Here is a 12,737-nt window from a genome sequence, read left to right as displayed (position 1 = left end):
CGAAGAGGAAGCCCATGGCAACAACCACACCATCCGGTGTGCGGGGCAGCCACGCCAAGCACGGAGCGGCGCACGACCCCGGCGCTCCGATGACACACCGCCAGATCATGGAGGCCCTTTCCGGCCTGCTGCTCGGCATGTTCGTCGCGATCCTGTCGTCGACGATCGTCTCCAACGCCCTGCCTGAAATCATCGGCGACCTGGGCGGCGGCCAGTCCGCCTACACCTGGGTCGTCACCGCCTCGCTCCTGGCGATGACGGCGACCACGCCCCTGTGGGGCAAGCTGTCGGACCTCTTCAGCAAGAAGGCCCTGGTCCAGATAGCCCTGATCATCTACGTCGGTGGTTCGGTCGTCGCCGGTCTCTCGCAGAGCGCCGAGATGCTGATCGCCTGCCGTGTCGTGCAGGGCATCGGCGTCGGCGGTCTCTCCGCCCTCGCGCAGATCGTGATGGCCGCGATGATCTCCCCGCGCGAGCGGGGCCGTTACTCCGGCTACCTCGGCGCGACCTTCGCCGTCGCCACCGTCGGCGGCCCGCTGCTCGGCGGTGTCATCACCGACACGTCGTGGCTCGGCTGGCGCTGGTGCTTCTACGTCGGTGTGCCCTTCGCGATCATCGCCCTGATCGTCCTGCAGAAGACCCTGAAGCTCCCCGTCGTGAAGCGGGACGTCAAGGTCGACTGGGGCGGCGCCTTCTTCATCACGGCGGCCGTCTGCCTGCTCCTGGTCTGGGTGACCTTCGCGGGCGACAAGTACGACTGGATGTCCTGGCAGACCGGCGCCATGGTCGGCGGCGCGGTCGTCCTCGGCCTGCTCTTCCTGCTCGTCGAGTCCAAGGCGAGCGAGCCGATCATCCCGCTGCGGCTCTTCCGCAACCGCACCATCACCCTCGCCTCGCTCGCCTCGCTCTTCGTGGGTGTCGGCATGTTCGCGGGCACGGTGTTCTTCAGCCAGTACTTCCAGCTGGCGCGCGACAAGTCGCCGACGATGTCCGGCGTCATGACGATCCCGATGATCGGTGGCCTGTTCATCTCCTCGACGGTGTCGGGGCAGATCATCACCAAGACCGGCAAGTGGAAGGTCTGGCTGGTCTCCGGCGGCGCGCTCCTGACCGCGGGCCTCGGCCTGCTCGGCACGATGCGGTACGACACCGAGTACTGGCACATCGCGATCTTCATGGCCCTGATGGGTCTCGGCATCGGCATGATGATGCAGAACCTGGTGCTCGCCACGCAGAACCAGGTCGCTCCCGAGGACCTCGGCTCCGCGAGCTCCGTCGTCACCTTCTTCCGTTCCCTCGGTGGCGCCATCGGCGTCTCGGCGCTCGGCGCCGTGATGGCGACCCGCATCACCGACTACGTGAAGGACGGCCTCGCCGACCTCGGCCCCAAGGCCGCGCAGGCGGGTCACGGCGGCACGGGCGGCGGCGCCATCCCGGACCTGGACAAGCTCCCGGCTCCGTTCCGCACGGTCATGGAGAGCGCCTACGGGCACGGCATCGCCGACGTCTTCCTGATCGCGGCCCCGCTGGCGTTCCTCGCCTTCCTCATCACGATCTTCATCAAGGAGGTTCCGTTGCGTACGTCGGGTGCGCTGGCCCAGGCCAGTGAGTCCTCGGACGCCGGTGCCCCGGCGGCCACCCCGGCCGCCGCCGCGTCCACCGACGAGCAGCCCGTTCTGGCCTCCGTCGGCGCCCACACCGAGACGGGCCCCGAGGGCACGCAGAAGCTCGCCGCCGTGGCCTCGTCGGCCACCGGTGACGCCCCGCTGCAGACCACCGGCGGCGGCACCCCGGTCCGCGGCTTCGTCCGCGGCGCGGAGAGCACGCCGGTCCCACGGGCCGCGGTCACGCTGATCTCCCTCGGGGGACGGCAGCTGGGCCGTGCGGTCGCGCAGGGCGACGGTTCCTACGCGGTCGACGCCCCCGGTGCCGGCTCGTACGTACTGATCGCTTCGGCCGACGGTTTCCAGCCGCAGGCCTCCACGATCGTCGTCGCCGACGAGGCGCTCACCTACGACATCCTGCTGAGCGGCACGAGCGGCCTCAGCGGTGTGGTGCGGGCCTCCGACGGCAAGCTGCCGGTCTCGGGCGCGATGGTCATCGTGACCGACGTGCGCGGTGACGTCCTGGCCACCGGGCTCACCGGTGAGCAGGGCGAGTTCACCTTCGCCGAGCTGGTCCCCGGACAGGTCACCATCGCGGTGAACGCCGCCGGGCACCGTCCGATGGCGCTGCCCGTCGAGGTCGGCGCGGTCGGTGTCACCCGGGTCGAGGTCGAGCTGAACTCCGGTTCGCGGGTGCTCGGCACGGTGCGTGCGGCGGGCGGTCCGCTGAACGACGCGCGGGTGACGCTGGTGGACGCGGCGGGCAACGTCGTCGCCACCGCGACCACCGGGTCGGACGGCGCGTACGCCTTCACCGACCTGGACAGCGGCGAGTACACGGTCATCGCGACCGGTTACCCGCCGGTGGCGACCGGCCTCACCGTCGCCGGTGAGGGTGTCGGCGACCACGACATCGAACTCGCCCACCCGGGCGAGTAGTTGACCCCGGCCCGTGCGCGCGCTTCGAGCGGATGCGCGCGCACGGGCCGGTTGGGGAAAGGGCCCCCGGGCCGGTGGTGACGTACACGGCAGGGGACGGCCGTGTCACCGCCGCCGGGGGCCGCACTCTTTTTGAGACTTTTGCGCTTTTGAGCTTTGGCAAGGAGAAAACGGGATGGGACTCAGCGCTCGGATCCGCACGCGTGACGGGTGGGCGGTATCGCACGCGGTCGTCACTCTGACGGACATGACCGGTACGCAGGTGCTGCGGGCCGCGGCGGACCAGGAAGGCGCCGTGCGCGACGCGACGGACCTCGCGCCCGGCCCGTACACCGTGATCGTCACCGCGGTCGGCTACGCGCCCGTGGCCTCGACGGCGCTCGTCACGGCGAGCGGCCGTGCCGAGGTGGGCAACATCGTCCTGGCCCGGCAGGGCGGTACGGAGCTGCCGCCGCCCGGCCCGTGGACCATCGACCCGGCGCACTCCACCGTGGGCGCGGTCGCCCAGCACCTGGGGATCACCAGTGTGCACGGCCGGTTCACGGAGTTCGGGGGGCGCGTGGAGATCGCCGAGGATGTGGAGAAGTCGCGCGTCGAGGCGGTCATCAGGTCGGCGTCCATCGACACCGGCAACGGCATGCGCGACGGCCACCTGAAGTCGCCGGACTTCCTGGACGTCGAGCAGTACCCGGAGCTGACCTACACCTCCACGGGCCTCACGCCCGCGGGCCCTGACCGCTGGACGGTCCACGGCGAACTCCAGATGCACGGTGTCGTACGCCCGGTCGACCTGGACCTCAGCTACCTCGGCACGGGCGCGGACCCCTGGGGCGGAACCCGCGCGGCCTTCCGGGCCACGGCGGAACTGCGCCGGGAGGACTTCGCCATGAACTACAACCAGGTGGTACAGGCGGGCATCTCAGCGATCGGCACGACCCTGCGGGTGGAACTGGACATCCAGGCTGTGCAGGGGGATGCGCTGCCGCAGGTGTAGGGGGCGGCGGGGGCGGGTCTCGGCCCCGGACTGATGGCTGGTCGCTCGTCGCTGCGGGGCAATCCGAGGCCCGCCACCCCGCCCGGACGTAGGCTGCACGTATGGCTCCCCACGTCGCGACCAACACCCCCGTCACGATCGATGAGTTGCTGGACTTCGTCCGGCCCCGGCACCGCGCGGTCCTCCTCACCGCCCGCGCGGACGGCTCCCCGCAGAGCTCCCCCCTGACCTGCGGCGTCGACGACTCCGGCAGGATCGTGGTGTCCACCTACCCGGAGCGCGCCAAGACGCGGAACGCCAAGCGGAATCCGCAGGTCAGCATCCTCGTCCTGAGCGACGAGTGGAACGGCCCCTGGGTCCAGATCGACGGCACGGCGGAGGTCATCGACTCCCCGGAGTCGGTGGAGCCCCTCGTCGAGTATTTCCGGAACATCTCCGGGGAACACCCCGACTGGGACGAGTACCGCGAAGCCATGGTGAAGCAGGGCAAGTCCATCATCCGGATCACCCCGCAGCGATGGGGCCCGGTGGCCACGGGAGGCTTCCCCCCGGCCAAGGCCTAGCGGCCAGGTTCAAGCATGGCCTCGATCCCCGCCACCATCAGATCCAGCGCCACCTTGAAGTCCAGCTCCCACATCTCCTCGACCGTGGACCCGCCCCGCGCCTCCATCATGTCGGAGGCGCTGTGCAGGGTCTTCTCCACCTCCGGGTGGTCGCGGACAACGCCCATCGCTTCCTTGAAGTACTCCCCGGGAGTCATCCCCGCCGCCGCGCACCGCGCGAGGTAGTGGCCCTGCACGGTGCCGAACCCGTACACGAACTGGAAGACCGCGGCGATCGCGCCCGCCTGCTTCTGCGCGGGCAGGCCGGTCCTGCGCACCACTTCCTGCACGGTCAGGGCGAACTCGAGCCAGTTCGGTCCGATGTTCAGGTAGGCGCCGACCAGCGGTGACACCCACGCGTGCCGGACCAGCAACCCCCGGTACTCCTCGGCCAGTTCACGCAGGACCTCGCGCCAGCGGTCCGGCGTGATCGACTCGGCGTCCGGCAGGGTCATCTCCCCGGCAGCCGCGTCCAGGGCCAGTTCGAGGAGGTCGTCCTTGGTGTCGACGTACCAGTAGACGGACATCGCCGTGACGTTCAGGTCCGCCGCGAGGCGGCGCATGGAGAACTTGGCGAGGCCCTCCTCGTCCAGGAGGCGCACCGTGGCCTCCGTGATGCGGTCCCGGTCGAGGCCCGACGGCTGATCACTCCTGCGGCCCGCGCCGTTCCGGGGGGCTTTGCCCTCCAGCCAGACGCTGGTCCGCGCGGGGCGCTTCGCGCGGTCGGCTGCCTTCGCCATGGCGCACCTTCCTGGTCCTGAGTCCTGAGTCCTGAGTCCTTGTACCGGTACCTGGTCATACGGGGCGGGCGGCAAACCGGAATCGGCCGGTCCGCCGCCCACCCGTCGATGCTATGCGGACGCGGCAGCCGGGTCCGTCTTCGCAGAGTCTGCCCTCTCCGCACGCTTGAGCAACGCGGCCGCCAGCATGCCGCCGAGGAGCACGGCCACCGCGCCCACCAGCTGACTGGTCTCCAGACCCGAGGAGAACGCGTCGGCGATCCGCGTGCGTTCGGCGTCCGACCCGGCAGCGGCGAGCGCGGCGGGCAGCGAGACCGCGGAGACGGTGACCAGCGAGGCGAAGCGTGAGTTCAGTACGGCACCGAGCACGGCCACGCCGAGACCGTTGCCGAACTCCGCGAGCGTGCCGTTGACGCCCGCGCCCACGCCCGCCTTCTCCGGCGGGATCGCGCTCATGATCGCGTTGGCCATGGCGGGCATGGCGAGCGCGATGCCCGCGCCCATCACGATGAGACCGGCCAGCATCCCGGCGTAGTTGTCGCCGCCGAGCACGGCGATCGCCGCGAGGCCCGCGGAGAGCAGACTCATGCCGATGGCGATCGTCGCGGGGGTGCTCGTCTTCTTCAGGAGCCGCGCGCCGAGGCCGGTGAGGTTGAGCGCGACGACGGTGACCGCGAGCGGCGCGGTGCGCAGACCCGCCTCCAACGGCTCGTAACCGAGCACGAACTGGAGATGCTGGGTGAGCAGGAACAGCGAGCCGCCCATGCCGAACGCGACCAGGATCGCGCCCGCGACGGCGCCGATGAAGCGCTGGTTACGGAAGAAGTGCATGTCCAGCATCGGGTACGGGATGCGCAGCTCCCACACGACGAAGACGCCGAGGACCACCACACCCACCGCGGCCGCGACCAGCACCTGCGTCGACGTCCAGCCGTGCTCGGGGCCGGAGATGATCGCGTACACGACCGACGCCATGCCGATGGTGGAGAGCAGCGCGCCGAGCAGGTCGGGACGGTCGCCCTGGGGGTTCTTGGACTCGGGGACGAGCTTCACGACGGCCGCGAGCGCGACGATCACCACGGGGATGTTGATCAGGAAGATCGCGCCCCACCAGAAGTGGTTGAGCATGACCCCGCCCATCAGCGGGCCGACGGCGAAGCCGAGGGAGTTGACGGTCGACCACAGGCCGATCGCCTTCATCCGCTCGGAGTCGTCGAAGATCTGCACGATCACGGCGAGCGTGGTGGTGATCAGCAGGGCGCCGCCTATGCCCATCCCGGCCCGCGCGGCGATGAGCTGCGTCGAGGACTGGGCGAGACCCGCGACCAGCGAGCCGATGCCGAACAGAGCGAGACCCGCGGTGAGCATCTTCTTGCGGCCGTAGCGGTCGGACGCGCTGCCCGCGGTGAGCAGGAGGCCGGACTGGACGAGCGAGTAGGCGTTGATCATCCACTGGATGTCGGCCGTGGACGCGTCCAGCTCCTCGGTGAGGGAGGGGATGGCGACATTCAGGACGGTGTTGTCCAGGAGGACGGTGAGCTGGGCGAGGCAGATGACGCCGAGGATCAGCCAGCGCTGGGGGTGCCCTTGTGGGGCAGTGGGGGTCTCGGCGGCCGTCGTTGCCGTCATGCCTCCCTCTCCTTCTGCTTATACGGTGTACGTGGGGTCAGCGACGTACACCGTAAAGCATCTCCCGTACGGCGTACAAGGCGGTTTTCGGCAGAGGTGCGAGCGAAGGGGCCGGCCGCTGGTGGCGGTCGGCCCCTCTCGTCGTGCGGGGTGCTGCGGCAGCTCAGCTCAGCCCTGCTCAGCTCAGCTCAGCTCTTGGGCTGGGTCAGGTCGTAGAAGGTCGCGCTGCCGACCGTCTCCTTCTTGAAGGTGTCCTCGACCCAGGAGGTGATCTCGGACGCGGTGCCGCTGTCACCGCCCCTGCCGCCTCCGCCTCCCATGCCGCCGCCCGTGCCGCCGCCCGCGATGAAGTAGTGGATCCTTCCGTCCTCGACGTACTGCTTGAACTGGGCGAGGGTCGGGGACGGGTCGCTGCCGTTGAAGCCGCCGATGGCCATCACCGGGTCGCCGGTGGAGAGTTGGTAGCTCGCGGCGTTCTGCGAGCCGATGGCAGCCGCGGCCCAGGTGTAGTCCGATGCGTTGCTCTCCAGGAGCTTCTTGGCCTCGCTGCTGACCTGGGCGCCGTTCAGGAGGCCGCCCATACCGCCGCCTCCCCCTCCACCCGGGCCGCCGCGCTCACCGGTGCCGGGCATGTTGCCCTGCTTCTGCCCCTGTTGACCCTGCTGACCCTGTTGACCCTGCTGACCCTGCTGGCCTTGCTGGCCTTGCTGGCCTTGCTGGCCTTGCTGGCCCTGCTGGCCTTGCTGACCCGGGGGCCGCATGCCATTGCCGCCCTGCTGACCTTGCTGCCCCTGCTGCCCCTGCAAGCCCGGCGGCTGCATCCCGCCGCCGCCTCCGCCCCGGCCACCCCCACCAGGGCCGCCGCCAGGTCCGCCCCTGCCGCCCGCCGACGCGGGGCCCGCGGTCACGATCGACCCGGTGTGCGCGCTGTTCACGGTGGACAGGGTGTACGCGACCGGCCCCGCCGCGGATGCGGCGAAGCTCAGCCCCACTGCCGCCAGGGCCAGTTGACGCCCCAGCCTGGCCGCGAGCAGCACCCCGAGCGCGCCCACGAGGCCGCCTACGAGCACCGCCCAGCGCAGCCACGGCACGTAGTCGGGCGTACGGCCGAGCAGGACGTACCCCCACCACGCGGTGACCGCCACGCTCACGCCGAGCAGCGCGCCCGCCCACCACTTGGCCCGCTCCTCCCACAGGACCGTGGCGCCCATGCCGATCAGCGCCGCGACGTAGGGGGCGAGGGCGATCGTGTAGTACTGGTGGAAGATCCCCGCCATGAAGCTGAAGACGGCCGCCGTCATCAGGAGTGCGCTGCCCCACGCCACGAACGCCGAGCGCGCGGTGTCGGTCCTGCGGGCCTTCCAGGTGAGGACGATGCCGCCGACGAGGAGGATCAGCGCGGCCGGGATCAGCCAGGAGATCTGGCTGCCGACCTGCGAGTCAAACATCCGCCCGAGCCCGGTCTCGCCCCACTGCCCGCCGCCTCCGCCACCGCCGGGGCCACCGCCCCCGCCGACGCTGCCGGTCTCCTCGCCGTTGATGCGGCCGAGGCCGTTGTAGCCGAAGGTCAGTTCAAGGAAGGAGTTGTTCTGCGAGCCGCCGATGTACGGGCGTGAGGATGCGGGCCACAGCTCCACGATCGCCACCCACCAGCCGCCGGCGACGCCCATCGCGAGCCCGGAGAGGGCGAGTTGACCGAGGCGCTTGCGCAGCCGCACCGGCGCGCACACCGCGTACAGGACGGCCAGCGGCGGCAGGATCAGGAACGCCTGCAGCGTCTTGGCGAGGAACGCGAGACCGACCGCGACGCCCGCCCACACCAGCCACTTGGTGCGGCCGTGCTCCAGAGCGCGCAGGACGCAGTACACGGTGACGGTCATCAGGAGCGCGAGCAGCGCGTCCGGATTGTTGAACCGGAACATCAGCGCGGCGACGGGCGTCAGCGCGAGCACCGCGCCGGCGATGAGTCCGGCCGCCGGGCTGAAGCGGCGGCGTACGGCGGCATAGAGGACCCCCACCGTCGCGATCGCCATGAGCACCTGCGGGGCAAGCACCGCCCAGGAGTTGAGCCCGAAGACGCGTACGGAAAGGGCCATCGGCCAGAGCGCGGCCGGGGGCTTGTCGACGGTGATCGCGTTGCCCGCGTCGAGCGAGCCGAAGAACATCGCCTTCCAGCTCTGGCTGCCCGCCTGGACGGCCGCGGAGTAGAAGGAGTTGGCGTAACCGGACGCGCTCAGATTCCAGAAGTAGAGGACCGCGGTCGCGAGCAGCAGCCCAAGGAAGGCGGGGCGCGCCCAGCGCGGGTCGTCGGAGCGTCCGCGCCAGAGCCGCGCGGGCAGGGTGCGCGCGCTCCGGTGGGCTCGCGCGCCCGGCGGGGCGTGCGGTGGCGCGGGCACGGGTGGGGACGCGTGGGAAGTCGTCGTCATCGTGCGTTCCTCGGGTCGTGTGCGTAGGTGAGCTCGTACGAGGACGAGGCGTCGGGCGGTGGTGCCGCCTCGGAGCGGCGCTCCGGGAAGACCCAGGCGCGCAGGAGCAGGAACCGCAGCACCGTCGCCGCGAGGTTGGCGGCGATCAGCACGGCGAGTTCCGTGGAGTGGGCCGGGTCGCCCGACGCGGCGCCGAGCGCGGCGAGCGAACCGCTGGTCAGGGCGAGCCCGATGCCGAACACGACCAGGCCCTGTGCCTGGTGGCGCATCACGCGGTCCCGGCCGCGCACCCCGAAGGTCAGCCGGCGGTTGGCGGCCGTGTTGGCGACCGCCGAGACGAGCAGGGCGAGGGCGTTGGCCACCTGCGAGCCCGAGAACGTACGGAAGCCGGAGTACAGGAGCAGGTAGAAGAGCGTGGAGAGCGCGCCGACGACGCAGAAGCCGACCAGCTGGCGGGCGAGTCCGCCCGGTACGCCGGTCAGTTGGCGGTCGCGCGGGTCGTCCCCGAAGGGGCGCGCGAGACGGTCGAGCGGGAGCGCGCCGACCGCGAGCGCCCTGCCCACCCGCCACACCCCCTTGAGGTCGTCCGTGGCCGTCCTGACCAGGTGGACCGTGGAGTCCGGGTCGTCGACCCAGTCGACCGGCACCTCGTGGATGCGCAGCCCCGCGCGCTCGGCGAGCACCAGCATCTCCGTGTCGAAGAACCACCCCGTGTCCTCGACCAGCGGAAGCAGCACCCCCGCCACATCGCCCCTGATCGCCTTGAACCCGCACTGGGCGTCGGAGAACCGGGCGTGCAGGGAGCCACGCAGGATGAGGTTGTACGAGCGCGAGATGAACTCGCGCTTGGGGCCGCGCACCACGCGGGAGCTGCGCGCGAGCCGGGAGCCGATCGCCAGGTCCGAGTGCCCGGAGATCAGCGGCGCCACCAGCGGGAGCAGCGCGTTGAGGTCGGTGGACAGGTCCACGTCCATATAGGCGAGGACGGGCGCGTCCGAGGCGGACCACACGGCGCGCAGGGCGCGCCCGCGCCCCTTCTGTTCGAGCCGCGTGCAGCGGACCTCTTCGCTCGACGCCGCGAGCCGCGCCGCCACTTCGGGGGTGCGGTCCGTGGACGCATTGTCCGCGATGGTGATGCGGAAGGGGTAGGGGAAGGTGCGGACGAGGTGGTCGTGCAGGCGCCGCACGCACGGCTCCAGGTCCTTCTCCTCGTTGTAGACGGGGATCACGATGTCCAGGACGGGCACATCGCGCCGTCCGGCGGGAAGGTGGGCCCGAGCGGGCAGAGGGACCGAGCAAGCGCCGCCCGGAGAAGAGTCGGTTTGCATGGCACCGACATTCGCCAAGTGGTCTGTCAGGGCTGTGTGGTGAGCCTGTGGCCCGCCTGTGAGTGCCACCCGGCGCCGCTGACCTGCACGGATTCCGTGGGCAGCGTCACCGTGAAGACCGTCCGTCCCGGCACGCTGTCCACCGTCACACCGCCGCCGTGCGCCGCGACGATGGCCTGTACGAGGGCCAGGCCGAGGCCGGTGGACCCGGCGTTGCGGGAGCGCGAGGCGTCGCCGCGGGCGAAGCGTTCGAAGACGTGGGGGAGGAGGGCGGGGGCGATGCCGGGGCCGTCGTCCTCGACCTCCAGGCAGATGGCGGGGCTCGCCCGCCGCACGCGGGTGGTGACCTTCGTGCCCGGTGGGGTGTGCGTACGCGCGTTGGCGAGAAGGTTCACGACGACTTGGTGGAGCCGTGCGGCATCGGCGAGGACGAGCGCGGGCTCGTCGGGCAGCTCCAGGGACCAGATGTGCTCCGGGCCGGCTGCGCGCGCGTCGCTGACGGTGTCCACGACCAGCGGTGAGAGATCAGTGCTCTGATACGAGAGCGGCAGTCGGGGCCCCGCCCCGTCGGCGGGCCCGCCACCGCACCCCTCGTCGAGCCTGGCGAGCAGCAGAAGATCTTCCACGAGCCCGGTCATCCGCTGGGCCTCGGACTCGATCCGGCCGAGCGCGTGCCGCGTGTCGGGTCCGGGCGACTCCCGTCCCCTGCGCGTGAGTTCGGCGTAGCCGCGGATCGACGCCAGTGGCGTACGCAGCTCATGGCTGGCGTCCGCGACGAACTGGCGTACCCGCGTCTCGCTCTCCTGGCGCGCGTGCAGCGCGGAGTGCACATGGTCGAGCATGCGGTTGAGCGCGGCGCCCACCTGCCCGACCTCGGTGTTCGACCCGGCGTCCGGAACGCGTTCGTAGAGCGTCACTTCGCCGCTGTGCAGCGGGAGTTCGGAGACCCGGGTCGCGGTCGCCGCGACCCGGCGCAGCGGGCGAAGGGCGACACCGACCATGGCCGCACCGGCGAGCGAGGCGGCGACCAGGCCCGCGGCGGTGACGCTGACCTCGACGATGATCAGCGTGTTGAGGGTGTTCTGCACCTTGGTGGTGGGGATGCCGACGAGGAAGTCGCCGTGCGGGCCCGTCGCGTACTCGACGCGGTACTCGCCGAGGCCCGGGAGGTCGACGTTGTGGGCGCGCTCGTCACGCGGGACCGAGCCGAGCGCGGCGGACTGCCCCGCGTCCAGCTGCTCGGTCCGCGGCGTCACGTCGCCGCTGTCGCTGTCCTTGCTGACCAGCGCCTGGCCCACGGAACCGTCGTCCTCGACGACGGCGCCTATGGTGCCGATCTCCTGCGGCCCCTTGGAGACGAAGCGCAGCGGATCACCCGAGCTCTCGGACAAGCCCCGGGGAACGCCCTCACTCTCACCCTCGCCCCCACCCTCACCCTCACCCACACCGGGCTTGAGCATCGGCCCCGACGCGCGCATGGCCACGGCGCCGAGCGAGCCGTCCAGCTGCTCGTACAGGTGCGAGCGCAGCGCGATGGTCGTCACCGTGCCGATCACCGCGCAGACGACGGCGATCAGCGCCACCGCGGAGACGACGAGCCGCGCCCGCAGTGACCGCGGCTGCGGCCGCCGCTTCATCGCTTCACCGCTTCACCGCTTCATGAGGCGGCGGCCGCCTCGACCGCGGGGGCGGCCTTGATCAGATACCCGGCGCCGCGCCGCGTGTGGATCATCGGCTCACGCCCGGCGTCGATCTTCCTCCGCAGATACGAGATGTAGAGCTCGACGACGTTGGCCTGGCCCCCGAAGTCGTAGTTCCACACGCGGTCGAGGATCTGCGCCTTGCTGAGCACGCGGCGCGGATTGCGCATCAGGAAGCGCAACAGCTCGAACTCGGTGGCGGTGAGGTGGATGGAGTCCCCGCCCCGTGTCACCTCATGGCTGTCCTCGTCGAGGGTCAGGTCCCCCACGGCGAGAACGGACTCACTGCGCCGGTCGGCGGCCCCCGCCCGACGGATGAGTCCGCGAAGGCGGGCCACGACTTCCTCCAGGCTGAAGGGCTTGGTGACGTAGTCGTCGCCCCCGGCGGTGAGTCCGGCGATCCGGTCCTCGACGGCGTCCTTGGCCGTCAGGAACAGCACCGGCACGTCCGGCAGCTCACGCCGCAGCCGCCCCAGCACGGCGAGGCCGTCCATGTCGGGCAGCATCATGTCGAGCACGACGGCATCGGGCCGGAAGGAACGGGCGGCACGCACCGCGCCCGCGCCGTCCCCCGCGCTGCGGATCTGCCAGCCCTCGTAGCGCAGGGCCATGGAGAGCAACTCGGTCAACGACACCTCGTCATCGACGACGAGCACGCGAACGGGGCTCCCGTCCGCCCTGAGCAGTTCGGTACGCCCCTGGGGCGAGGTCGTAGTCATGCCACAGAGCCTGCGGGGCGGCCCTGAGAGGGGTCTTGCGGGAAGCTGTGAATTCC

The 12,737-nt window shown here is 71.0% G+C and carries 9 protein-coding genes; 3 read left to right on the top strand and 6 right to left on the bottom strand.

Features of this window, described 5'->3' with window-relative positions:
* Positions 1-14 precede the first annotated feature (14 nt).
* The 3 genes from ACIBCK_RS31625 to ACIBCK_RS31615 all read left to right on the top strand — a co-directional run bounded on the left by ACIBCK_RS31625 (position 15) and on the right by ACIBCK_RS31615 (position 4,100).
* A complete protein-coding gene (locus tag ACIBCK_RS31625) occupies positions 15-2,543 on the top strand; it encodes an MFS transporter (RefSeq protein ID WP_399395808.1) in 2,529 nt (842 codons plus the stop codon).
* Between the two features lie 175 nt (positions 2,544-2,718).
* On the top strand, positions 2,719-3,537 hold the full coding sequence (locus tag ACIBCK_RS31620; protein WP_399395806.1) for a YceI family protein: 819 nt from the start codon (positions 2,719-2,721) through the stop codon (positions 3,535-3,537).
* A gap of 101 nt (positions 3,538-3,638) precedes the next feature.
* Positions 3,639-4,100 (top strand): PPOX class F420-dependent oxidoreductase, encoded by a 462-nt coding sequence (locus ACIBCK_RS31615; RefSeq protein WP_399395803.1) that lies wholly within the window; start codon positions 3,639-3,641, stop codon positions 4,098-4,100.
* Here ACIBCK_RS31615 and ACIBCK_RS31610 read toward each other — a convergent pair.
* The 6 genes from ACIBCK_RS31610 to ACIBCK_RS31585 all read right to left on the bottom strand — a co-directional run bounded on the left by ACIBCK_RS31610 (position 4,097) and on the right by ACIBCK_RS31585 (position 12,681).
* Complete coding sequence (locus ACIBCK_RS31610; RefSeq protein WP_399395802.1) at positions 4,097-4,879, bottom strand: TetR/AcrR family transcriptional regulator; 783 nt, start codon at positions 4,877-4,879, stop codon at positions 4,097-4,099. The genes ACIBCK_RS31615 and ACIBCK_RS31610 overlap by 4 nt on opposite strands.
* 111 nt (positions 4,880-4,990) lie before the next feature.
* On the bottom strand, positions 4,991-6,508 hold the full coding sequence (locus tag ACIBCK_RS31605; protein WP_399395800.1) for an MFS transporter: 1,518 nt from the start codon (positions 6,506-6,508) through the stop codon (positions 4,991-4,993).
* Positions 6,509-6,696: 188 nt separating this feature from the next.
* The gene (locus tag ACIBCK_RS31600) at positions 6,697-8,934 is read right to left on the bottom strand and encodes an ArnT family glycosyltransferase (protein ID WP_399395798.1); all 2,238 of its coding nucleotides are present in this window, start codon (positions 8,932-8,934) and stop codon (positions 6,697-6,699) included.
* Positions 8,931-10,262: a glycosyltransferase gene (locus ACIBCK_RS31595; protein ID WP_399395796.1), complete on the bottom strand. Its 1,332-nt coding sequence runs from the start codon at positions 10,260-10,262 to the stop codon at positions 8,931-8,933. The genes ACIBCK_RS31600 and ACIBCK_RS31595 overlap by 4 nt, the downstream gene beginning before the upstream one ends.
* A gap of 26 nt (positions 10,263-10,288) precedes the next feature.
* On the bottom strand, positions 10,289-11,899 hold the full coding sequence (locus tag ACIBCK_RS31590) for a sensor histidine kinase (protein ID WP_399395794.1): 1,611 nt from the start codon (positions 11,897-11,899) through the stop codon (positions 10,289-10,291).
* Positions 11,900-11,919: 20 nt separating this feature from the next.
* A complete protein-coding gene (locus ACIBCK_RS31585; protein WP_399395792.1) occupies positions 11,920-12,681 on the bottom strand; it encodes a response regulator transcription factor in 762 nt (253 codons plus the stop codon).
* Positions 12,682-12,737 lie beyond the last annotated feature (56 nt).

The sequence above is a fragment of the Streptomyces sp. NPDC051218 genome, from assembly GCF_044455475.1.
Lineage (GTDB): Bacteria > Actinomycetota > Actinomycetes > Streptomycetales > Streptomycetaceae > Streptomyces.
The sequence above is the reverse complement of the archived record's forward strand: the minus strand, read 5'-3'. Positions and strand labels throughout refer to the sequence as shown.